19 protein-coding genes, 3 tRNA genes and 2 pseudogenes are annotated in these 23,022 nt (G+C 56.2%); 14 read left to right on the plus strand and 10 right to left on the minus strand.

Annotated elements, in window-relative coordinates; translation table 11 throughout:
* Window positions 1-140: 140 nt before the first annotated feature.
* Window positions 141-905 carry an IS110 family transposase gene (locus AB5Y90_RS07730; RefSeq protein WP_368166766.1) on the minus strand — a complete coding sequence of 255 codons (765 nt, stop codon included), beginning with the start codon at window positions 903-905 and terminating at the stop codon, window positions 141-143.
* A gap of 61 nt (window positions 906-966) precedes the next feature.
* On the opposite strand from AB5Y90_RS07730, the pseudogene AB5Y90_RS07735 reads away from it, so the two are divergent.
* Window positions 967-1,137 (plus strand): annotated as a pseudogene (locus AB5Y90_RS07735) (IS3 family transposase); the annotation flags it as partial.
* A 79-nt stretch (window positions 1,138-1,216) separates the two neighbouring features.
* Here the strand turns inward: AB5Y90_RS07735 and istB are convergent.
* Window positions 1,217-1,424, minus strand: a pseudogene (gene istB / locus AB5Y90_RS07740) (IS21-like element ISAs29 family helper ATPase IstB); the annotation flags it as partial.
* 248 nt (window positions 1,425-1,672) lie between these two features.
* Between istB and AB5Y90_RS07745 the strand changes: the two are divergent.
* From AB5Y90_RS07745 to AB5Y90_RS07785, 9 genes are all read left to right on the plus strand, one after another.
* Window positions 1,673-2,929 (plus strand): hypothetical protein, encoded by a 1,257-nt coding sequence (locus AB5Y90_RS07745; protein ID WP_021140988.1) that lies wholly within the window; start codon window positions 1,673-1,675, stop codon window positions 2,927-2,929.
* On the plus strand, window positions 2,926-3,534 hold the full coding sequence (locus tag AB5Y90_RS07750) for a hypothetical protein (RefSeq protein WP_005330555.1): 609 nt from the start codon (window positions 2,926-2,928) through the stop codon (window positions 3,532-3,534). Before AB5Y90_RS07745 ends, AB5Y90_RS07750 begins: the two co-directional genes overlap by 4 nt.
* On the plus strand, window positions 3,531-6,293 hold the full coding sequence (locus AB5Y90_RS07755) for a hypothetical protein (protein WP_368166767.1): 2,763 nt from the start codon (window positions 3,531-3,533) through the stop codon (window positions 6,291-6,293). The genes AB5Y90_RS07750 and AB5Y90_RS07755 overlap by 4 nt, the downstream gene beginning before the upstream one ends.
* Entirely contained in the window at window positions 6,290-7,162 is an 873-nt protein-coding gene (locus AB5Y90_RS07760) for a hypothetical protein (RefSeq protein WP_021140990.1), read from the plus strand. Before AB5Y90_RS07755 ends, AB5Y90_RS07760 begins: the two co-directional genes overlap by 4 nt.
* Window positions 7,163-7,317: 155 nt before the next feature.
* Complete coding sequence (locus AB5Y90_RS07765) at window positions 7,318-8,262, plus strand: hypothetical protein (protein ID WP_021140991.1); 945 nt, start codon at window positions 7,318-7,320, stop codon at window positions 8,260-8,262.
* A gap of 309 nt (window positions 8,263-8,571) precedes the next feature.
* Window positions 8,572-10,395, plus strand: coding sequence for a DNA recombination protein RmuC (gene rmuC / locus AB5Y90_RS07770; RefSeq protein ID WP_005330548.1), 1,824 nt, complete (start codon window positions 8,572-8,574; stop codon window positions 10,393-10,395).
* Between the two features lie 250 nt (window positions 10,396-10,645).
* Window positions 10,646-11,077, plus strand: coding sequence for a hypothetical protein (locus AB5Y90_RS07775; RefSeq protein ID WP_368166768.1), 432 nt, complete (start codon window positions 10,646-10,648; stop codon window positions 11,075-11,077).
* Between the two features lie 312 nt (window positions 11,078-11,389).
* Window positions 11,390-11,974, plus strand: a complete 585-nt coding sequence (locus AB5Y90_RS07780) for a bifunctional 2-polyprenyl-6-hydroxyphenol methylase/3-demethylubiquinol 3-O-methyltransferase UbiG (protein ID WP_307895061.1) — start codon at window positions 11,390-11,392, stop codon at window positions 11,972-11,974.
* Window positions 11,971-14,541 carry a DEAD/DEAH box helicase family protein gene (locus AB5Y90_RS07785; protein ID WP_368166769.1) on the plus strand — a complete coding sequence of 857 codons (2,571 nt, stop codon included), beginning with the start codon at window positions 11,971-11,973 and terminating at the stop codon, window positions 14,539-14,541. The genes AB5Y90_RS07780 and AB5Y90_RS07785 overlap by 4 nt, the downstream gene beginning before the upstream one ends.
* 108 nt (window positions 14,542-14,649) lie before the next feature.
* Here the strand turns inward: AB5Y90_RS07785 and AB5Y90_RS07790 are convergent, their stop codons facing one another.
* The 4 genes from AB5Y90_RS07790 to AB5Y90_RS07805 all read right to left on the minus strand — a co-directional run bounded on the left by AB5Y90_RS07790 (window position 14,650) and on the right by AB5Y90_RS07805 (window position 16,422).
* Entirely contained in the window at window positions 14,650-15,867 is a 1,218-nt protein-coding gene (locus AB5Y90_RS07790) for a J domain-containing protein (RefSeq protein WP_104453005.1), read from the minus strand.
* A gap of 164 nt (window positions 15,868-16,031) precedes the next feature.
* Window positions 16,032-16,107 (minus strand) — tRNA-His (locus tag AB5Y90_RS07795).
* Window positions 16,108-16,231: 124 nt separating this feature from the next.
* Window positions 16,232-16,308: transfer RNA gene (locus tag AB5Y90_RS07800), tRNA-Arg, on the minus strand.
* Between the two features lie 37 nt (window positions 16,309-16,345).
* Window positions 16,346-16,422, minus strand: a tRNA-Pro gene (locus tag AB5Y90_RS07805).
* A 213-nt stretch (window positions 16,423-16,635) separates the two neighbouring features.
* Between AB5Y90_RS07805 and folD the strand changes: the two genes are divergently transcribed.
* The gene (gene folD / locus AB5Y90_RS07810) at window positions 16,636-17,490 is read left to right on the plus strand and encodes a bifunctional methylenetetrahydrofolate dehydrogenase/methenyltetrahydrofolate cyclohydrolase FolD (RefSeq protein ID WP_307895058.1); all 855 of its coding nucleotides are present in this window, start codon (window positions 16,636-16,638) and stop codon (window positions 17,488-17,490) included.
* 116 nt (window positions 17,491-17,606) lie between these two features.
* Here folD and cspD read toward each other — a convergent pair whose 3' ends face one another.
* Window positions 17,607-17,825 carry a cold shock-like protein CspD gene (gene cspD, locus AB5Y90_RS07815; protein WP_005300025.1) on the minus strand — a complete coding sequence of 73 codons (219 nt, stop codon included), beginning with the start codon at window positions 17,823-17,825 and terminating at the stop codon, window positions 17,607-17,609.
* Window positions 17,826-18,054: 229 nt separating this feature from the next.
* On the opposite strand from cspD, the gene clpS reads away from it, so the two are divergent.
* Together clpS and clpA are read left to right on the plus strand one after the other, a co-directional pair.
* Window positions 18,055-18,372 (plus strand): ATP-dependent Clp protease adapter ClpS, encoded by a 318-nt coding sequence (clpS, locus tag AB5Y90_RS07820; protein ID WP_005337111.1) that lies wholly within the window; start codon window positions 18,055-18,057, stop codon window positions 18,370-18,372.
* A 59-nt stretch (window positions 18,373-18,431) separates the two neighbouring features.
* Window positions 18,432-20,687, plus strand: coding sequence for an ATP-dependent Clp protease ATP-binding subunit ClpA (gene clpA, locus AB5Y90_RS07825; RefSeq protein ID WP_005337110.1), 2,256 nt, complete (start codon window positions 18,432-18,434; stop codon window positions 20,685-20,687).
* A 68-nt stretch (window positions 20,688-20,755) separates the two neighbouring features.
* Here clpA and infA read toward each other — a convergent pair whose 3' ends face one another.
* From infA to aat, 3 genes are all read right to left on the minus strand, one after another.
* Window positions 20,756-20,974, minus strand: coding sequence for a translation initiation factor IF-1 (gene infA / locus AB5Y90_RS07830; protein WP_005300033.1), 219 nt, complete (start codon window positions 20,972-20,974; stop codon window positions 20,756-20,758).
* A gap of 68 nt (window positions 20,975-21,042) precedes the next feature.
* A complete protein-coding gene (locus tag AB5Y90_RS07835) occupies window positions 21,043-21,759 on the minus strand; it encodes an arginyltransferase (protein WP_368166770.1) in 717 nt (238 codons plus the stop codon).
* Window positions 21,756-22,463, minus strand: a complete 708-nt coding sequence (gene aat / locus AB5Y90_RS07840) for a leucyl/phenylalanyl-tRNA--protein transferase (protein WP_042080501.1) — start codon at window positions 22,461-22,463, stop codon at window positions 21,756-21,758. Before aat ends, AB5Y90_RS07835 begins: the two co-directional genes overlap by 4 nt.
* 19 nt (window positions 22,464-22,482) lie before the next feature.
* Between aat and AB5Y90_RS07845 the strand changes: the two genes are divergently transcribed.
* Entirely contained in the window at window positions 22,483-22,953 is a 471-nt protein-coding gene (locus AB5Y90_RS07845; RefSeq protein ID WP_144713543.1) for a glycine zipper 2TM domain-containing protein, read from the plus strand.
* Window positions 22,954-23,022 lie beyond the last annotated feature (69 nt).

The raw sequence follows: 23,022 nt of genomic DNA on the forward strand, positions 1-23,022 counted from the left end.
AGAATCTGCTCCATGCGGGACAAGAAAATCTCTTTTCTGGTCTGACGGCGCTTACTGCTGAATTCACTGTCGGCGAAGGTAAGTTGATGACTCATGATGAACCCTGTTCCATGGCTCCAGATGACAAACATGATCTCATATCAGGGACTTGTTCGCACCTTCCACAGGTCGCGGGCTTTCTTGAATTGTGAGCCATTGCCAATCGCGGCAATCAACGCGGTTGAGACAATCGGTCCAATGCCGGGGACGGTACTGATTTTTTGGCACAAACCTGATGCGCTTGAGGCTTGTCCGAGCATGAGGCTCATGTCATCAATCTGAATATCCAGCTGTTGCCACCGTTCTCTCAGGCGTAATACCAGGGCGCGGATAAAGTCAGGCAAGCCATTCTCGGCATCTTCAAGGATCGTCGGCAGAGAGCGCTCGAAGACTTTTCTGCCGACTGGCACGGTGAGCCCATATTCCAGCAGCAACGCTCGCATCTGATTGACAGTGGCGGTACGTTCGACGATGAAACGCTGACGGACGCGATGAGTCGCCTGCAATGCCAGTTGCTCATGAGATTTCAACGGGACACAGCGCATAGTGCCTCTGCTACCAGCCTCGGCAATGGCGGTAGCATCGTTGAAGTCATTCTTGTTTGATTTGAGGTAGGGCTTCACAAATTGGGCAGGGATAATCTTGGGTTCGAACCCCGCCTGTTGAAACAGGCGCCCCCAGTATTGCGAACCAGGACATGCCTCGAAGGCGACCCGACAGGGTGGGGTCGTGCTAATGAACTGTTTCAGTTGTGAGCGAGTGAGCTTTTGCTTGGCCAATACATGCCCCATGCGATCCATCGCCACCAGGTGAAACCAATTTTTGCCTAAATCGATCCCGTAAATGTAAATCTGCGCTTGAGTCATGATGAGCCTCCTTGATGTTGGCTACAGCATAGCGGGGTGGATGGAGCAGACCATCCCATTGGGCCGCCGCGTACTTTGCTCAGGAGTCACTGCCAAGTACGCGTGGATAGCCAACCAACAGGACCTCTATCCCATTTCCGTTATCTGTCGTGTGCTGGAGGTCTCTCGTGCGGGCTTCTACCACTGGCGCCACCGTCCACCGTCACAGCGCCAACAAGAAGATGAACGACTTGCGTATTCCGGTGAAGTTGAACAGTGATTCCGGCCAACGTGAACACCCTGATCCTTAACGCGCTCATGTCATCTCGTTTCTAACTCGACTGTTCAGATTGGGTCAACTCACTTCTCCTCTTTCTCATCGATTCTCCCTTCAGTGACAGCCGGTGAGCGTTGTGCATCAGCCGGTCCAGGATCGCATCTGCCAGGGGTGTTGTCCCCCAAGCTCGCGTACCACTCTTCCGTTGGTAGTTGACTGACCACTACCGTCGAGTATTTTCCATACCGATCATCCATGATCTGCCTGCTGGAGGCGTGATCCAAGCCAACATCCTGGCGGTAGTCCGGCCCACACTCAGCGTTTGAGCATTTGCAGCAATGGCGGTAAGGGAGACCGGAGTCGTCAGATATCTGCTTGAAAAAACGACATGTAGAAGTATCCAGTATTGTTGCCAGCTGGGTTGCTTTCTATGCTCTTGTGGTCAAATGATGCCAGCCGTCCATCGTATGATTCTTTGGACTGGGGCCAAGGGAGCGAACAAGGATACCGAATGGCAAATCCCAAAAGTCTGATATTCCAACTGCATAAACATTGGGACGTCATCGAAGCATTGGTTCGGGCTTCGCGGGAATGGCCTGCTTTCGATGAGGCGATGGTGCTGAGGCTAATTGGCAAGTCCAGCCGGGGCAGTGACAGCGAGCCTGAGTGTGGAGAAATCTTGCGCAGCCTATGTAGCAGCGATGTCCTGCAGTGGCTTGAGCGAACCGATACCCTGCAGGTCAACCCCTTGGTGCAAGAGTTTGCGCGGGGGCTGTTACGTGAGCATGAGTTAGGGCTTTCTGCCGTGCTCAAGGCGCGTATCGAGGCCATCAAACAAGCGACAGCACAAATACTGGAAGGTTCTGAACCACTCAATCCCGATTATTTGCGTCAGGGCTCAGCCAAGATGTCAGACCTGTTGCGGCAGATCAGTTTGCAATTGGATCAGGATCGCCATGCCATATTGGAGCTGGCCGAACAGGCTAAATCCGCGGATGCAGCCATGCCAATAGCGCAACGTTATCGCTCAGTGCTTGAAGCCTATGACCAGTATGTGGAACCCATGAACGAGATGATGGACTCCGGGCTTGCGGGCAACTTCTATCCCTTTCTGGAGCAGGCGGAGAGGGCTCTGGATCGGGCTGTAGAGGCCATCACCATACAAGGTGGGCTTTATACCCACCAGTTACAGTTGCGTCAGGTTTCTTATCAAGCCAAGGAGTTGCAGCGGTTGGGAAGATTGGTAGCCCAGCAATGTGCCGCCACCTTGCTGCCGCTGCGTGAAGAGCTGCGCGAGCATAATGGCCTGTCTGCCGCCATCAGCCAGTTGTTGGGGCGTGTGCGCAAACGTGGCCTCACGCGAGCTCTGCCGTTGCGCAATACGAAGGGGGCCTTGCCTGTCTGGCGGCAGGAGCGACCGCGACGCGTTAGTGTAGGCTTCGAGGTCAAGGATTTTATGGCCAGCGCCCTGGCGTACATACCGGAACTCATCCGTTTCCCGACGGAGGTCCCCTTCGACGCCTCACTGGTAGAGCCCATTGATGACGAGACCCTCAAACAACACCTGCAAGAGAGCCTGCCAGTGGAGAACCTGATGCTCTGGTTGCTACAGCATTATGGCGAGCAGCCGGATGCCACCTTGTTGCGACTCTACCACGAACTGGTGCGTGAGCCTCTTTGGCTGGCGAGCCTTCACCCAGATAGCACCACAACGGATTTGCAAGAGGTGCTGGTCAGTTATCACCCCTACAGGATCCAGAGATCATGATTACCTCTATTTCGCATCTGGAGTCGCTCGGTGCCCTGAGTGAGCTGTTTCGCCTGTTCAACAGCGGCAAGCACCTCAACCGGGTGGCGGAGCCTGCCCTGTGGGCCGAACTGGAGCGGTGTCAGGAAAGCTATCAGGCTATTTTTGCCGCCCTGGGGTTTGAGCTTAAAGTCGAGCCACGTGGCTATGCCTGGTTTCATATCGAGGAGTCCGGCAGCCAAGCCAGCAAGACTAGCAAGCGCCTGGCGTTGTTATGGATGTGCTTGTTTGATACCCAGGCTGATGAGGGCAGACCCTTGTCCCGCTTTACGGAGTGGCGGGTAGACAAGGCCTTGCTGGCCAAGGCTCACGAGCATCATCAGGAGATCCTTGAGGCCGAGGGGTTGGAGCTGGATGGCTTCATCGCGTTGCTGGACAGCGCGGTCAAGCTCGGATTTGCGTTGTCACTTAACGGTTATTGGCAGTTATTGCCGGCGGTCTATCGCTATCTGGAACACTTCGAATCGTTGAGCGCATCTGGCCAAGACGATTCATTCGATGAGCCGCAGGGTGGCGAGGAAGATGAATCGGCAGAGGTGGGTTTGGATGAGGAGGAGGAAGCATGATCCAGTACGGGTTTGAGCGTCTGGTATTGTTGGGCAGTGCCGGGTATCAGAGAGCCGAGTTGCCGCTGGATGCTGCCGTCTCACTCATCGCCCCCAATAACACAGGTAAAACCAGCCTCATCAACGCGCTGCAGTTTTTATTGATCATCGACCAGCGACGCATGGACTTTGGCGCCCACGATCTGGAGAAGTCCAAACGATTCTACTTCCCCAACAACAGCGCCTACATACTGCTGGAAGCCTGTCTGCCAGAAACGGGGACCGTGGTGCTGGGATGTGTCGGCAAGGGGGTTAGCCATGACTATCAGTACTTTGCCTACAAGGGAGCGTTGGATCTGGATGATTATCGGTTGGACGGCGGCGCTCTGGTGGCGGAGCCCCAACTGGTAAACCACCTGGCCACGCGCCAGCGGCTGGTGTTTGTCTACAAGAGTCCCAATGATTTTCGCGATGCCCTGTATGGTGGTCGTCGCAAGCGGGCCGCCAGCGAGCCCGATTTCACCCTCTTTCATCTGGAGCATCAATCGGATGCTGCTGCCTATCGACAGGTCCTCACTCGTACCTTACGGCTGGATAGGCTCACCTCGGCCGATGTCAAAAATTATCTGTTGGAAATCTTCAAACGGGACTTGTCGGATGCGGCCATCGACTTTCGGCAAGAGTGGGAAAAGGCATTTAGCGAGGTCAATAGTGAACGGGCTCAGTATCAGGCGGCGGTCAATCAGTCTGCACGGATCCTGAGCTTGGCCAAACAAGTGCAAGAGCGTTTGACGCTCAGAGGCAAGCTCATCGTCTGGTGCCCACAGATAGAAGAAGACCTCAAGCAGTGGCACTCCTACTATGAGTCCACAGCAGAGGAATTGGCAGCCAAGGTGTTGCAATGCGAGACGGCACAAAAGCAATCGGGGAGCCGTATTCAGGAGCTGAGTGTCGAACGGCTCGTAAAACAGCAGTCCCATACTCAGCTGCTGGCGCTCAATCAGCAGCAAGCGGAGCTGGAGCGTCGGTTTACCCTGCTTTCGGGACGTGAGCAACTTGAAACACAGCTGGCGGCGGTCAAGGAGAATTTGGAGGCTCAGATCACCCTGCTGGGGCAGGTCAAGAGCCGCAGCGTAGAGGACATAAGGCGAGATTTACGTCGGCAACAGCAGTTGTCGATGAGCCTGCATCGGCAGCAGGAGACCTTGACCGACAATCTCTATCGACACATGGCTGATCATCTGAGTGAAGAGGAGTTACTGCGACTAAACCGGGTGCTCCAGGCCGGAGTGATGCAGCTAGGATCGGCAGATTTCGAACTGGATATGCCCCGGTTGAAACAACAGTTGTCACAGACGCCGGGCGAGACGCTGATGCTGGCTGGCCTGCGCATCAACCTTCATCGGTTGCATCCCCAGTTTCAGCAACTCAGTGAAGCCGAGCTGAAGGAGCAGATCAGGGATACCGACAGGCATATCGCCAGTTTGGAGGTGCAGCAGCAAACAGCCGAGCAGCGCCACCAGGCCGAGGCACACAAGCAACGATTAGAGCAGGAGCAGCAACAACTGCGGCAGGAGCTGGCCGACTTCGACACCTGGCAGCATCTATTGGCCCAGAGTGACCAGCGAGCAGAGCAATTGATAGCCCATGAACAAGAGCTGGATAGGCTACAGGCCGAGCTGGCAGCGATTAACCAGCAGCAATTGAGCTTGGTTGATCAACTCAATGCTTTGCGACAAGCGCAGATGCGACTGGATGATGAGCATAACGGCATCGTCACCATGCGTAACCAGCGCGAGGATCAGGGGCCAGAATTCGGTTATCTGGAATCTCTTTCCTACCATCCCTGGCTCGGGGGAGCCACCAGAACGCTGGATACCCTATATACCCGTTTGCAAGAATTCCAGACCGATAGTCGTCAATTGTTGGCGTTGAACAGCGCGTTGCAGCGCGGTTTGCAGGATTTGCACGCTGGCGGACTCACCAAGTATGAACACTGCCCGACTCAGGACGAGGAGTGGAGTCGGATCCTCGATTTCCATCAGATGTTGCCAAAAGAAGCCGAGGCATTGGAGAAGAAGGCCCGCAGTGCCGTGATCAGTGTCACCGCCAGCCTGAAACAGCTCAGACAGGGGCTGAATGCTTTTAAGGCGCAGATGCGGGGCTTTAACCGGCTGGTGAGTCAGCGTCAACTGTCCGACCTCAGGGTTTTCAAAATCGAGCCCAGGGATGAAGCACACCTGGTGGAAGCCATCGAAATTCTGCTCGATAAGTCCGCTCAGGTGGAGACGGGGGAGAGCTTCGATCTGTTTAATCAGCAAAGCGTGCTGGATGATGTGCGATTGGATCGCGCCAAACAGACCTTGTTTGATGAGGGCAATGCCCGGCAAGGGCTCCGTGTCGCCGATCTGTTTCGCCTGGAGTTTGTGATAGGTAAGCAGGATCAGCAGGAGGAGTCCTTCACCGAGATAGACAGTGCGGCCTCCAACGGCACCGTATTGATGGCCAAGCTGGTGACCGGGCTGGCCATGCTCCACCTGATGCATCACAAGAACAAGCGCATCCGCACCATCTGTTATCTGGATGAGGCGCTGGCGCTGGATACCCGCAACCAGAAAAATCTGATCGATGTGGCGGCAGAATTCGGTTTTGCCCTGATCTGCGCCTCGCCAGCTCCGTTGACCACGGCACGCTATTGCGTACCTATCCATCACCATGCCGGCAAGAACCATATCAATCGGCAGAGCTGGCTGGTGCTTGCTCCCAAGGAGCGACCATGAGCCGTAGTTTGATCGCCGCCTTGCGCAAATTGCGCCAAGCCCCTGGAGGAGGGCTTGCCAGCTCTCAATTGAGCGAGGGGCAGCGACGTGAGCTGAGCAGCTTTGCCCGCGCTACCGGCAGCATACAGATGCGGCCCGAGGGCAGGGGAGTCGTATTTGAGATAAGGCTGCCCGCCGTGGTGGAACACCAGTGGCGACAACTGGTGCCGATAGAGCAAGCCGAATTGGTCGATGGTCTGCCACGCCGAGCGCGTAACATCGCCGCAACTCGCCGTAGCAAGGGGGCAGATCATGGGCATGAGTTCAGCTATCTGCTGTTAAAGGCCGGTCCCGGTCAGGTGGCGTGGCGAGACGATAAAGACAACCGGCTGGACTTGCGACTGAGCACCGATCAACTGGGCGTCGCCGCTCTGACTGTGCACGCCGACAGCACCTGGTATACCGAACATCCGCTATGGCTTGTGGAAAATCAGGCGCTGTTTGACCAGCTGGACTGGCTACCCTGCGCCCAGCCCGCCAGTGTTGCTTATTACAGTGGCCAATTGCCCAACACATTGTTGGATTGGCTCGCCTTGCGCCAGCGGGCGCCTGCGATCCACTTCTTTCCCGACTACGACGGAGTGGGTCTGCTCAACTTTGCCCGGCTTCGCAGCCGTCTTGGCCACAGCGTGGCCCTGTGGTTGATGCCCGAGTGGCCATCTCGTCTCGAGCGTTTCGGTTGTACCACGCTTTGGCAGGATACCCAGCGCGAATTCAACGCCATGCTGGCACACCCTGCGACAGCCGATTTCGACGTGGAAGTGAAGCAATTGATCCGGTCAATGCAAGCCAGCGGGATGGCGCTGGAGCAGGAAGCCGTGTGGTTGTGAGGAACTGCCCCGTCCGTCTCGCCTGCCTCTTATCTGTCTATTAGTTTGAAAATATCTGCTTGAAAATACGACATGTGCAAAACCCCAGTATCGAAGCGGCTTTGCTCGAACGATATAGTCATCTGGGTTTTAACTGATGACTTGGGAGATAAAGGATGAAGGCGGCGACACGGCATGATTGGCAAGGGTTACAACCATTGCATCGAGATGCGCTCACCCTTCCGCTGAGCCTGCGCTTTCGCGATGAGCAGATGGCCAACATCCGACAGGGATTTATCCCTCCGGCGATGGAGTACAAATGGTTCTGCTATTTCGAAGGAGAAACTCTCCACCTATACCGGAGCTGGACGGGGAGCAAGGCGGCGGAAGTGCTCTTTGTTCGTGACAGTGAAGGTTGGTGGCTGGCATCGAGAATGCGGTTGTCGCTGGATCCTGATCATTTCGGCTGGTCTTTGGAGGAGGCCAAATCGATCATCGAAAGCGAAATTGCCTTTTATGCCGCCGGGCAAGTCCCCGCCGATGGCTTTGCGCAGATGCTGCAAACGGCGTCCCAAGCGGGTTATTTCGGCTCGCCCAGCGTCGTGCATGAATTGCTGTTTCCCTTCTTCCATTGTCTGCTCTGCAAGGGGGTGGCACCGCATATCGAGGGCATCCCAGCGCGAAGCGTTGCCGATGTTGTGGAGGAAAATAAACGGGTAACGCGTGCGATCAGCAGGCAGACCGGGGAGGTGCACGGCCTGGAGGCGTGGCGCACGGCGGAGCAACTTGGCAAGGCCCTCATCCATTACTTCGAGTTGGATGAGGGGTGGCACGCAGGGGAAGATCTCGCCTTCACGCTCAGTGAGGGGCTGGCTGCCGTCGGCATTCAGGTATCCGAGGTGATCCTGGCCTTTATCCATGCGCCATCTCCCACGCTGGACGGCCTCATTCAGTATTTGAAGGTGATACAGGACTTTGTGGTCAGCGTCATGATGGGCACTAACAGCGCCTATTACCCGGATCTGGTGTTGGCGGATTTCAGCTGGGCGCGTCGCAATGAGTTTGCGGCCCAAGGCCGCGCCATGAGCCACGCGCGAGCGGACGAAGAAGACGTCGAATAGGAAGATGAGCCAACCCCGGGGACCGCATACCATCCCAGCCCGTCGACAAGCTCGACGCCATGCTCAAAGGTGCGGCCGACAAGCCTGTGAACGTCGCCATCCAACGGGATTTTTAATAAACATTCTGCTCAGTTGAGCATCAGCAGGCGGGAGTGTGAGTCACCATAGGTTTCCATGAAATCGGGCGTGTTAGCCTGTTGCACAGTAGTGGCCAGCATAGGCATTGACGCGATTATCGTGGTTATCGCCGGGCAAAAGCACTATTCGCACCACTTACATCTGCCTTTCAAGCACGCTTAAGGAGTATTCATGCAAATCAGCCAGTGGACTACGGAGATCATTGTCATCAGCGTCATCATTGCAGTCGCTTGCTGCGTGATTGGCTACTTTGTGGCGGCGCTGCGCCACGGCAACCGGCTCGGTCAGCTCACTAGCCAACTGGGGCAGGCACAGCAGGCACAGGGCTTGCTGACACAGCAATTGGCACAGGCTCAGGAGCAGCTCAAGGCGGCGGAACAACAATGTCATGGGCAGCAGGTGGAGGCCGGCAAGGTGCAGACCCAGCTAGAGGGTGCCAAAGAGCAGCTGCAAGAGTTGGCGACGCAATTGAGCGAACGTAAGGCTGCCAGCGAGGCCTTGCAGCAGCAGTTGAGCGCGGCCAAGGAGCAGCAACATGACGCGGAGAAGCGTCTGGAGACGGCACAGGCCGAAAACCGTGGTCAGAAAGAGCAGATCGCTGACTTGCGTGAACGCTTGAATCTGGCTGATGGGCAAAACCGAGCAGCCCATGATGAGATCAGCCAGCTCAAGGATAAGTTGGCCAATGAAGGCAAACATGCGCAATCCCTGCAGAGCGCGGAGCGCGAAGTCCGTGAACAACTGGTGGATGTCAAACAGACCCTGAAAGAGCGTGAGAACGCCATTCTCGGCCTGCAGGAGCGGTTGCATCAGGTTGATAACGAACACACCGAGCTCAAGACCACGCTGCAAAAGCGGGAAGAGCACTTCCAGGAGCAGCTGGGTCAACTTGCCGATGCCAAGAAGACACTGGCACAGGAGTTTGAAAACCTCGCCAACAAGATTTTCGACGAGAAGGGCAAGGCGTTCACTCAGAGCAGCCAGATCGGGATCGATAGCCTGCTCAAGCCATTTCGCGAGCAGATCGAAGGATTCCAGAAACGGATCAACGAGGTGCACGATGTCTCGGTGCAAGGCAGCGCTCAGCTCAATGCCGAGATCCGGAAGGTGCTGGAAATTGGTCTGAATATGAGCAAGGAGGCCAACAACCTCACGTCGGCCCTCAAGGGCGATTCCCAGCAGCGCGGAGCCTGGGGGGAAGCGCAACTGCGCCGCACACTGGAGATGAGTGGCCTGATTGAAGCGGCCCACTACGAAGTGCAGAGCAGCTTCAAGGATGCGGAAGGCAAGCACAAGCAGACCGACTATCTGATCAAACTGCCGGATGGCAAACACATCATCATCGACAGCAAGGTTTCTTTGGTGGCTTATGATCGGGCGGTAGCGGCCGAGAGCCCAGAGGCGTATCAGCTGGCGATGGCAGAGCATCTCAAAGCGGTGCGCAAGCATATCGACGATCTGGCATCGAAGGATTACATCAACTTGATTGGCATGCACAGCCCCAGCTTTGTGCTGATGTTCATGCCGATTGAACCCGCCTATATCGAAGCGTTGAAACACAACAAGGATTTGTTCGAGTATGGATACAACAAGGGCATCGTACTGGTCTCACATACGACCCTGATCCCCATCCTGCGCACGGTATCAAATCTGTGGATGATCGAACGCAGCAATACGGAGGCCCGCGAGATCAGTGAAAAAGCCGGCGACATCTACAACCAGGTCTGCCTTGTTGCCGAACGTCTGAGCAGCTTGGGCGGCACGCTCAACACCGCCAGCAATCACTACAACAACACGGTCAAGGCGCTGGTGGGCAAGCAAGGGCTGTATGGCAAAGTGGAGAGATTCAACAAACTCTCGGCGAAGGCCAGCAAGACACTGCCGCAACTGGACGCCATGCATATGGACTTCGAACAGGATCGGTTGTCATTGATCGTCGAGGCTCTGGAAGAGCCCGGCACGATTGCCATAGAGGAAACGGCGCCGACGGCATAGTCGTTTAACGATGCAGATCGCGTAAAACAATCAAGGCGCTACACAGGCGCCTTGATTGTCTGGGTTGCAACCCATTGCCATCGTCGTCCAGCAGACCCCGCCGATAAACGCCGGCTCGGTGATCAGACACCCCGCATCTGCTCCAAAATGCGACATGTGTATGTAACCTGTATCGGCATGGGTATTGAGGCGGCATATACTGGACCCGCTTGAAGAGAGTCCCAGTCAGCCCCAACCAAGGAGCATGTTTATGTCACCTTCGTTACCCCCGCTCGGCGTATTAGCTGGTGCCCTGTTACTGCTGGCGGTCCAGAGTGCCGGGGCCGCCGACTGTACCTATCGCAAAGACAGCCTCGGTAATACCCGCTACCAGTGTGATGATGGCAATAGCGGCACCCTGCGCAAGGACAGTCTCGGCAACGTCAGGGATTCGCAAAGCGGCACCACCTGGCGCAAAGACTCTCTCGGCAATGTGCGCAGCAGCGAAGGCACCACTTACCGCAAAGATAGTCTAGGCAATGTACGGGTCAGCAATCCCAGCACCGGCGAGACCGTCACCTGGCGTAAAGATAGCCTCGGCAACCTGCGGTCCTCCAATGGCACAACTTGTCGCACCAACTCCTTGGGGCAAGTTAGATGTGATGGGCAGAGCACACCGCCAGCAGTGTTGGGCGCAAAGTGAACCCAGACTGTGGTTCTGATCTATTAGACCGCCATGATGAATCGCTGATGCAGCGTACATCTTGGCCAAATAGTAGAAATGATCGATTTGGTGATCTGGCTTCATAGAGCTACCGTGCTCTCAGGCTTAGAATAACACTCTTTTTGATAGCATGAACTGAGCGCCGTTAGGGTCAATAGAGCATTTATGAATAGCGAAGAAGGTGCCAGTTGGCCTTCCCGTACTGCGGATTGTCTGAAATGGCACTGACTCGATTTTTTTACCCCTAACTCTCTGTTAATCTGAGCGTTTTCTGCTAGGTGCCTGCTTACTATGTCTATCGATTACTACAACCAACACGCCGATAGCTTCGTCGAAGGCACGCTGTCGGTCGATATGCAGCCGCTTTACCAGCGCTTCCTGCCTCTGCTCGCTCCCGGCGCTCATATCGTCGATGCGGGCTGCGGCTCTGGTCGGGACAGTCTCTACTTCCGAGAGCAGGGCTTTCAGGTCACTGCGTTCGATGCCAGCGCGGAGCTGGCCCTGCGCGCCGAGCGCCTGCTTGGTCAGCCGGTGCAACTGTGCCGTTTCGATCAGTTCGTGGCTCCCGCGCCGGTCGATGTCATCTGGGCCTGTGCCAGTCTGCTGCATGTTCCCCGTGCCGAATTGGATGCCGTAATGGTCCATCTGTGCCAGCAACTCGCCGACGGTGGTCTGCTCTATTGCTCGTTCAAATATGGGGTAGACGAGACCGAGCGCGATGGACGAGCCTTCACCCAGTTGGATGAGGCGGGGCTGCAAGCCCTGATAACGCCGTTGCCGCTGAGCGAGGTCGAGATCTGGCAGACTGCGGATCGACGCCCCGGCCGCGAGCAGGAGTGTTGGCTTAACGCCATCGTGCGCAAGGTCGGGTCATGAGTGCACCCGTGCTCATCAGCGGGGGAGAGGCGGGGGATCCGGAGTTCAACGATCCCCTATTGCCACATCTGCTGGACGCCATCGCCCGTTGTGGCGAGGGTAGCCGCATTGAGTTGTGTGTCTCCTTTATTCGCCAAAGCGGGCTGGTGTTGTTGCGCGGTGCCCTGCACGAGGCGCTGGCGCGAGGAGCACGGCTTCGGGTGATCACCTCGGACTATCTGGAGGTGACCCAGCCGGTGGCGCTGCGCGAGTTGCTCAAATTTGATCCCGCTCGCTCTTGCGCGCTGATCTACCAGAGTCAGGGCAATCGCGGTTTTCACCTCAAGTCCTATCTGTTTGTCCAGCACGCAGCCCAGTACCTAGGCCAGCAAGTTGGCCAGGAAGGGTCGCCAGCGGTGCTCGGTGGTCAGGCGTTTCTCGGCTCCAGCAATATCTCTGCCGCCGCCCTTACCGAGTCGCTGGAGTGGAACTGGTCGCTCAGGGCTGAGCCGAGCGGACCCAGCGAGCCGCATCACAGCCTGCGTCAGCTCGCGGCTCAAATCGAGCGGCTGGCGCAAGACGCGCGGGTCGTGCTCCTTACCCACGACTGGATAGATGGCTACCTCGCTCGCTATCGGCAGAGCGCGCTGCGGGAGTTGCGGGTGCTCACCGGGGATCATCGCAGCAGCGCCGAGCAGCTGCGTGAAGCCCCCATCCCCAACAGCGTGCAGCAAGAGGCGCTGATGGCGCTGCAAGCCGCGCGGGCACAGGGGCATAAACGGGGCGTGGTGGTCATGGCGACCGGCCTTGGTAAGACTTGGCTCGCGGCTTTTGATGTGCGCCAGATGCAGGCGGCTCGCCTGCTGTTTGTTGCCCATCGGGAGGAGATCCTGACCCAAGCGCGCCAGACCTTCTTGCACATGGCGCCGCAGGCAAATTCTGGCCTCTATCACGGTCAGCAGCAGGATGAGGCCGACTGGTTGTTTGCCTCCATCCAGACGCTGGGCAAGAGTCGGCATCTGCTGCGCTTTGCACCGGATCACTTCGATTACGTGGTGGTCGATGAGTTTCATCATGCAGCCTCACCCTCCTACCGGCGCTTGCTAAACCACTTCAAGCCCCGCTTCCTGCTCGGGCTGACCGCGACCCCTGACCGCACCGATCAGGCCGATATTCTGGCGCTGTGCGACAACAATCTCGTCTTTGAACGGGGGCTGGCGCTCGCCATTGAGCAAAAGATGCTGGTGCCGCTCACCTATCACGGCATTTTGGATGACACTATCGACTATGCCGCGCTGCCTTGGCGCAACGGTCAGTTTGACCCCCATGCGCTGGAGAGTGCCTTCGCCAGTCAGAAGCGGGCTCAGCACACCCTTAGCCAGTGGCGACGTTTACGCCAGCAGCGCACGCTGGCCTTCTGCATCTCGACCCGTCATGCCGATTTTATGGCCAGCGTCTTCCAGCAAGCCGGAGTGCGGGCGGTAGCCGTCTATGCGGGCTCCCGTCAGGGGCGACAAGCCGCCCAGGAGCAATTGGCCGCCGCCGAGCTCGATATCATCTTCTCGGTAGATTTGTTCAACGAAGGCACCGACTTGCCCGCCATCGATACCGTGCTGATGCTGCGTCCCACCGAGTCGCGCATCGTGTTCCTGCAACAGTTGGGGCGGGGCTTGCGCCTCTATCAAGGCAAAGAACGCCTGGTGGTGATCGATCTGGTGGGCAATCACAAGGCATGTCTCTACAAGCCTCAGCTGCTGCAAACGCAATTGACCTACTCGCCAACGCACGCAAACAGGGCGATGACGCTGGCGGCAGGTTGTTTTATCAATCTGGATCCCAAGCTGCTTCCGTTGCTAGCGCTGTTAAAAAGGCAGCAGCAACCGACTCTGCTTGAGACCTATCATATCCTCAAGGAGTACCTCGGTTATCGTCCCACTGCGCGGCAAACCTGGGTTGCCCGGCTGGGTGAGCAACTGCGTTTCGATACCCAAAAACAGGGGGGCTGGTTTGAGCTGCTCGCCCAAGCGGGCGATCTGGGGGAGGAGGAGCTGCGCGTGCTGAACCGGCACGGCGACTTTCTGCGTGCGGGGGTGGCGAACACCGCGCTCAACAAGAGCTTCAAGTTGATCCTGCTATTGGCCTTGCTCGAACTCGACGGTCTGCGTGAGCCACCCACCTTGGCAGCGCTGGCCAGCCACTCCCGTTACCTGTTCGAGCGGCATCCCGAGCTGGCCCGTCTCGATCTGCCGGCCAAGCAGCAAGCCCTGAGCGCCGACAGCCCGGCTTGGCTCAGTTACTGGAAGAGCAATCCGATCAAGTTCAGCAGTGGCGGCAATCCAGGCGCCAAGGGGGAGTACTGGTTCGAGGTAAGGGAGGATCGCTTCTGCCCACGCTTCGCGGTGAGTGAGGAGGATATCGATCCTCTGCATCGCATGGTGCAAGAGCTGCTGGACTTGCGTCTGGCCCAATATCAGCAGCGCAAAATCGCATCGGCAGCCGCCATTTCCCCTGAGCCCTTCACAACTATCCACGATGAGGAACAGGCGCTGGCGCCTGATGCCAAAGCGCGTCAGGTGACCCTGATTTAAGGCTGGCTATCCGATAGCACGATCAGTGTAAAAACCAGCAGTGTGAAAACAATCAAGGCGCCAGTGGCGCCTTGATTGATTGATGAGATGGTCGGTCACCGCTGGCCGTTACCTAAACAGCCATTCCATATCGTCCTCTTCCTCATCCCACCTCATTTGCTGCTGATCCCAGCGGGCCGCCAGATAGGGTTTGAGGGTCTGCAGGGTGGTGATCTCGGCCAGCTGGGCAGTCAGGTGGTCGATATCACGCAGCAAATAGTCCCGATGTTCGGCAAAGGCCTGCTCGGTCTTTTTCTTGGATGATTGCTTGAATTTGTGCAGCACCGCGCCCATTAGCCCGTCTTGCCCGCCGTAGTAGCTGACTTCGAGCTCGCGTAGCTGGCGTTTCAGCATCGGGTTGAGGTAAGCGAGGTTCTCGTCACTGAGCAGGTTATCGAACTCGGGCAGGTGGGTGTGGGCCAGCTGCAACAGGGTGAACATCTCTTTGTTTTCCCAGGCCTGGCTGAGTTGGCCCATGATGCGGGTCTTTTCCGCCTGCATGACGGGGTCGGGTTCCCGATCCGGGTGCAGCGCCAGGGCGAGCTTGCGATAGAGCTGCTTGAGGCTGGATTTGCTGAACAACTGTTCGATGCGCGCCTCTTCCTCTTGCTCACGACGGGTGCGCGCGTGGGCAAAAGCATCTTGCTGCTCAGTGCCGAAGAGAGGCTCATCGGCAAACAACTCATCATCGTCGAAGCGGGCATCCTCTTCTTTATCGACGGTGTTGCACTCTTCGGCCATATGCTGGCGCGCCGCATTCATCATGTACTCGTTCAACCGATCGGGGTTTTTGAGCATCTCGCGCAAGGTATCGATGTCATCGGGGCAGTGGCCACAAGTCTCCATCAGCATCTGGGTAAGAACGTCACACTGATAGTCGAGCTGTTCGTCATCCATGTGCAGGGCGGTATTGGTTTGGATTTGGTGAAAGAGGGGAGCCAAATCCATCTCGCCACGAAACGGATTGGACTCGATATAGCTGATGAGATCGTGGATCCAGTGGTGCAAGGTCTCCCGCTGCCACAGGGTAAAGCTCTTGCGAGCCGTAAAATCGACCAGGCGCTTGGCGAGGGCAAAGATGAGCTCGCACTGTTGACGCTCAAGGGGTTCTATTTCGCTGGTGAAACGCTGATAGATATCGCGGCCGTTGAGGGCTTGCTTGTCGATCTTTGCCTGTAGCTTTTCGAGCGCTTGCCAGTTGCGGTGGAAGAGATCGAGGGCGGGGTTGCCCGTCGCGGGGGAGGGCTGGCGAGCGGGCTGCTTGCGACCCGGATGACGAAGAGACATAGGCCGCCTCCATGGGCGTTAATTGATTCGCTAAAACAAAAAACCGGCGCGGGGCTGGTTTATCGCCGCGCATAAATTGCGCGAAGTCTGCCTTGCTGATGAGTTGCCGGCCATATTCAAGCCTTTCATTTCTTTCGCAACAGATAGCAACAACAGAGAAATAATGGGGTGGCTGATGGGGCTCGAACCCACGACAACCGGAATCACAATCCGGGACTCTACCAACTGAGCTACAGCCACCACTGAAATCATCGCCATTTTGTGTCTGCCAAGGCGTGGCCAAGGTCATCTTGAGATAATCTGCCGAATGGACGATAAGTCACACTCTTCGTCAATAACTCAATGATTTAAAACACATTTTAAATGGCGCGCCCTGCAGGATTCGAACCTGCGACCCACGGCTTAGAAGGCCGTTGCTCTATCCAACTGAGCTAAGGGCGCTTTGTATCAACACGTCTTGACGACGAGTCGATGAACATGGTCGGTGATAAAGGATTCGAACCTTTGACCCTCTGGTCCCAAACCAGATGCGCTACCGGACTGCGCTAATCACCGAAAATCCCTGACCAGCATATCGACATCAGTCGTACTGGGCAACGGGCGGGCATCATAGCCAAGCGTAAGGGGCAGCGTCAACGACTTTTTCCCCCAGTAAATTCAAGTGCCTACTTATTGCCCGCTACAGGTCTGGCGTGCGTCTGCCGCTAACATCCCGGCTAAAAAAATGCGACAATGCGCGGCAGTTGAACACATGGTGAGTGGAGAACGATGTCTGCCAAAATCATAGATGGAAAACAGGTTGCGCAAACGATTCGCAGCCAGGTCGCGGGGCAAGTCCAACAGCGGTTGGCGGCAGGGAAACGGGCTCCAGGGCTGGCAGTCATTCTGGTGGGGGCGGATCCCGCCTCTCAGGTCTATGTCGGCAGCAAACGCCGGGCATGTGAGGAGGTGGGTTTTCTCTCCCGCTCCTATGACCTGAGTGCCACTGCCAGTCAGGAAGAGCTGCTGGCGCTGATTGATCAGCTGAATGCGGATAGCCACGTAGATGGCATTTTGGTTCAGTTGCCGTTGCCGGATCACTTTGATACCACTCAGGTGCTGGAGCGGATCCAGCCTGACAAGGATGTAGATGGGTTTCACCCGTATAACGTCGGTCGTCTGGCCCAACGTATTCCGGCGCTGCGCCCCTGCACCCCGAAAGGGATCATGACGCTGATCGAGACCACCGGCGTGAAGACGCACGGTCTGCATGCTGTCGTGGTGGGAGCGTCCAACATAGTGGGGCGTCCCATGACTCTCGAATTGCTGCTGGCGGGCTGCACAACCACGACCTGTCACCGTTTTACCCGGGATCTGGAAGAGCAGGTTCGCCGTGCCGATCTGCTGGTTGTTGCAGTCGGCAAGCCCAACTTCATTCCTGGCGAGTGGATCAAACCGGGGGCACTGGTAATCGATGTGGGCATAAATCGCCTGGCTGATGGCTCGCTGGTCGGGGATGTGGAGTTTGAGACGGCGCGCAGCCATGCCTCCTTCATTACCCCGGTCCCCGGTGGCGTGGGCCCGATGACGGTCGCCAGCCTGATGGAAAATACCCTGATCGCCTGCAGTGAATATCACGACTGATAATGACTGTGGTAACCCTGTGATCCCGTGAGGAGGCAGGTTTCGCCAGATATATGACAATAAAAAACCGGTTGCTCAGAGAGGAACCGGTTTTTTATTTATCCAACGGGTGTTATTTACATATTTTGTGCTTCGTTTGGCACAATCACAGAGGCGTGATTTCCTTTCGGCCCCTGTTGCAGTTCAAAATTGACAGCTTGACCCGCTTTCAGGGTCTTGTAGCCCTCCATTTGAATCGTGGAGTAGTGAGCGAAGATATCCTCACCGCCCCCTTCCGGACAGATAAACCCAAATCCTTTTGCGTTGTTAAACCACTTAACTGTGCCGGTTGCCATACTTCTACATCCTTTTATTGATTACCCAGAAGTCGTTGAGTAACCTGCGCCAGCCCTTTATAACTAGGGACATGAGCCCATAGCAGACGGGCACAGATTAGCAAGTAACCAATCTAGTCTAACTTTTGAGCGAGTCAAGAAGTTGTTAACAGCTGATGTGATCTGGTTAACAAGTCTATTGACAACCTTGTGTTAGACGGTAGTAATCTAGAGGTACCAAAGCGCGATTATGAGCAAGCAGAAAGAACTCTTTGCTAATGAAGAGATTGCAGAAGCAGAGAAAACAAAGCTGCAGCCGCCACCCATGTATAAGGTTGTGTTGAACAACGATGACTACACGCCCATGGAGTTTGTGGTGGAGGTGCTGCAAAAGTTCTTTGGTATGGATTTGGACAAGGCGACTCAGGTCATGCTGAGTGTGCATTATAGTGGTAAGGGTGTCTGCGGCATGTTTACCGCAGAGATCGCCGAAACCAAGGTTGTCCAGGTCAACACCTATGCACGTAACAACGAACATCCACTGCTCTGTACTATGGAAAAGGCTTGAATCTGATGACTTGATGGCGAGTGTGACACCACATTGTAGCTGTACTAGGGGAGGTGCCTATGTTGAATAAAGATCTAGAAAAGACGCTGAACGAGGCTTTCAAACTGGCCCGTGACGAGCGCCACGAATTCATGACCGTCGAGCACCTGTTGTTAGCCCTTCTGGATAACAGTTCAGCCCATGAGGCGCTGAGCTCCTGTGGTGCCGATGTCGAGCAGATGCGCAAGGAGATCCGCGCATTCATCACCCAAACTACTCCGCTCATACCGCGCGATGATGAAGATCGTGAAACCCAGCCGACACTGGGCTTCCAGCGCGTGTTGCAGCGTGCCGTCTTCCATGTGCAATCCTCCGGCAATACCGAAGTCAGCGGCGCCAACGTGCTGGTCGCTATCTTCAGTGAGCAGGAGTCACAAGCTGCCTATTTCCTGAAAAAAGCCGAGATTAGCCGTCTCGACGTCGTCAATTTCCTCTCCCACGGGGTGCGCAAGGACAGCAAACCTGATCTCGGCAGCAATAACAATCCCGAGTCTGATGATGATGTCTCGGCCGCCCAGATCGAGAGTTTTGCCACCAACCTGAACCAGCTGGTGCTGGAAGGGCGCATCGATCCGCTGATTGGCCGTGATCAGGAGCTCAATCGTACCATTCAGGTGCTCTGCCGTCGTCGCAAGAACAACCCGCTGCTGGTGGGTGAAGCGGGTGTGGGCAAAACCGCTATTGCAGAAGGCTTGGCCTATCGCATCGTCAAGGGGGATGTCCCCGAGGTGATTGCGGGCAGTACCATCTATTCGCTGGATATGGGTTCTCTGCTGGCGGGCACCAAATACCGTGGGGATTTCGAGAAGCGCCTCAAGGTACTGCTCAAGCAAATTGAGCGTCAGGAAGGGGCCATTCTCTTTATTGACGAGATCCATACCATCATTGGTGCCGGAGCGGCATCCGGTGGTCAGCTGGATGCGGCCAACCTGATCAAGCCGCTGCTCTCCAATGGTTTGCTCCGCTGTGTGGGATCCACCACTTATCAGGAGTACGCCCAAATCTTCGAGAAAGACCGTGCGCTGGCCCGTCGCTTCCAGAAAATCGATATTGTCGAGCCGACTATCGATGACACCACTCGCATCCTGATGGGGCTCAAGAGTCGCTACGAAGCCCACCACGGCGTACGCTATACCGCCAAGGCGATCCGTGCAGCTGCCGAGCTCTCTGCCAAGTACATCAATGATCGTCACCTACCCGACAAGGCGATCGACGTGATCGACGAGGCGGGCGCCGGTCAACGGTTGCTGCCTGCGAGCAAGCGCAAGAAAGTGATCAATGTGCAGGAAATTGAGTCCATTGTGGCCAAGATCGCCCGCATTCCGGAAAAATCAGTCTCCTCTTCAGATAAAGAGGTACTGAAGAACTTGGAGCGCAATCTGAAGATGGTGGTCTTTGGTCAGGATAAAGCCATCGAGGTGCTGACCGATGCGATTCGCCTCTCTCGTTCAGGTTTGGGTAACGAGCGTCGCCCGGTTGGTTGCTTCCTCTTTGCCGGTCCTACCGGTGTCGGTAAAACAGAGGTGACCCAGCAGTTGGGCAAGGCGCTGGGTGTCGAGATGCTGCGCTTTGATATGTCCGAGTACATGGAGCGTCACACCGTCTCACGTCTGATTGGTGCGCCTCCCGGCTATGTCGGTTTTGAGCAGGGTGGTTTGCTGACCGATGCGGTGATCAAGCATCCTCATTCCGTTGTGTTGCTCGACGAAATTGAGAAAGCTCACCCGGACGTATTTAATCTGCTGCTGCAGGTGATGGACAACGGCACCTTGACCGATAACAACGGGCGTAAGGCGGATTTCCGTAACGTGATTTTGGTCATGACTACCAACGCCGGAGTGCAGGAGACTCAGCGCAAATCGATTGGCTTCCAGCAACAGGATTTGAGCCACGATGCCATGGCGGTGATCAACAAGACCTTCAGTCCGGAGTTTCGTAACCGGCTTGATCACACCATCTGGTTCAACCATCTCGATATGACGGTGATCCATCAGGTGGTCGACAAGTTCATTGTCGAATTGCAGGTTCAACTGGATGCGAAGGGAGTCTCTCTCGAGGTGTCCGAGCGTGCCCGCCACTGGTTGGCGGAGAAGGGGTATGACAGAGCCATGGGCGCCAGACCGATGGGGCGGGTAATCCAGGAGCACCTCAAGAAGCCCCTGGCCAACGAGATCCTGTTTGGTTCACTGGTTGACGGGGGGATAGTGAAGGTTGAGTTGGTAAATGACAGCCTCAGCTTTGATTTTCAGGTCAATGTTGAAGCTGTTTCCCACTAAGCGTCAGTGATCAGAAAACGACAAAAAACCCCAACCGAAAGGTTGGGGTTTTTTGCTGAATTCCTGGCTTAGCGAGAGCGGAAAACAATACGTCCCTTGGAGAGATCGTAGGGAGTCAGTGCTACCGTTACTTTGTCTCCAGTCAGGATACGAATGTAGTTTTTGCGCATCTTGCCTGAAATATGAGCGATAACCACGTGACCATTCTCCAGTTCCACACGGAACATGGTATTGGGCAGGGTTTCGAGAATAGTGCCCTGCATCTCAATACTGTCTTCTTTAGCCATTGAATCCTCTTGATAAGCCACAACAAAAAACCGCTGGATCATGCCGGATTTAAGGCTATGTGTAAAGTTTACTCGGGCTTGGGGTCGATATTTTTCCATTCCCCCTGAATTAACAGCTCATGAGGGAGGTAATTGCGTTTGTAATTCATCTTGCGACACGCCTCTACCAGATAGCCAAGATAGAGCCAGCTTCGCCCGGTTCGCCTGGCCAGATCGAGCTGGCAAAGGATGGCAAAGGTGCCCAGGGAGCGATCGGCATAATCTGGAGCGAAGAAGGTGTACATGGCGCTCAAGGAGTGGGGCAGCAGGTCTGTGGTGGCCACGCCGATCAGGCGGCCCTCCTTGCGCATCTCCAGATAGAGTGGCGGCATCCAGTCACAATGGAGAAAACCGCGATACTGGCTGCGGTTGGGGGGATACATGCTGCCATCGTGGTGGCGTTCGCGGATATAGCGTTCGTAGAGCAGGTAATACTCGGGCTTGTCATCGTAGCTCAGGACGATCTCGATATCCCTGTTGAGCTGGCGGATCCGCTTCTGGCCGCGGCTGGGGCGAAAGCGCTCGCTGTGAATACGAAGGGATTGGCAGGCATGGCACGCCGGGCAGTGGGGGCGATAGATGTCGTTGCCACTGCGGCGAAAACCGGCAGTCAACAATCGCTCGTAGCCGTTAGCGTTGAGCAGATTGTGATCCATCAGTACCAGCAATTGCTCCTGCTCATGGTCCAGATAACTGCAGGGATGCTTGGGAGTCAGCCCTACTTTGAGGATCACTTCTTCAGTCATAAGCTGATTTCCCCCTCTTGCCAGCAGGAAGCCAATAGTGGTTGATGGCCAAGGCGCGCCAGCTCAGCCAGAAAACGGGCCCGTGGCCACTCCTCGATACCCAGGGTCGCCAGAAACGGGTTCTGCATCTGGCAATCGATGAGGGCGCCGTGATGGCGGGCGAAGTGGCGACAGAGTGCCACCATGGCAAGTTTGGCGCCGTTATCAATCCGGCTGAACATGGATTCACCGCAAAACAGTCGGCCGATAGAGAGGCCATACAGTCCCGCTTGCAGCTCTCCCTCCTGCCAGATCTCGATAGAGTGGGCATGACCCAGCCGGTGCAACTGCTGGTAGGCCTCGATCATGGGTTGACTGATCCAGGTGCCATCGGCAGTGCGACGAGGGGCGGCGCAGGCGGTAATGACTTCATTAAAGGCGCGATTGACAGAAATATCGAATGGGGTTCGACGGATAATCTTCTGCAGTGTCCGCCCCACATGGAGTTGGTCGGGACGGATCACCCCGCGGGGATCCGGTGACCACCACAGGGTCGGTTGGTGGGGTTCATTCCACGGGAAGATCCCCTTGTGGTAAGCTGCCAGCAATCTGGCAGGGGAGAGATCCCCGCCGATCGCCAGCAAGCCGTTGGGCTCTTCCAGCGCATGGCTGGGGTCGGGAAACCAGCAAAGCTCATCATCCAGTTGGGTAAGATAGCGAGACATAAGGCAACGAGGTTCATAGATGAAGGCCATTATCCTGATAGTATCCAGCTTGTTCTGCTTTGTCACGGCGCCCGCCGGGGCGGAGGTCTACCAGCGCAATACCGCGCGGCCGGTCAATCAGGTGGTGTTTGGTCAGGTCGAAACGGCGCGCAATATTACCCAGCGCCAGATCCTGGAGTCCGAGCACTCTGGCTGGAAGACGCTGGGTGGTGCCGTGTTGGGCGGCCTGCTGGGCAACCAGTTTGGCGGCGGTCATGGCCGTGAGATCGCCACCGCCGTCGGGGCGCTCGCTGGTGCTGCGGCTGCGCAGCAATACCAGTCCGGGGGAACCGTGGTGGAAAACAAGTTGGTGGAGCTGCTGATCCGCAACGAGCAAAATGCCCTTATCAACGTGATCCAGGATTATGATCCCGCCATGGTCTTTGCCAATGGAGACAAGGTGCGCATTCTCTACTTCGATGATGGGGTGCGGGTCGACAAGACTTACTGACTTTCGATAGTCATGGTGATGGGGAGACTGTGGCAGGAAAGGAACCCGCAGACTCTCCTGCCGGAAAGT

It is taken from the genome of Aeromonas sp. R4-1, from assembly GCF_040908325.1.
Lineage (GTDB): Bacteria > Pseudomonadota > Gammaproteobacteria > Enterobacterales > Aeromonadaceae > Aeromonas > Aeromonas veronii.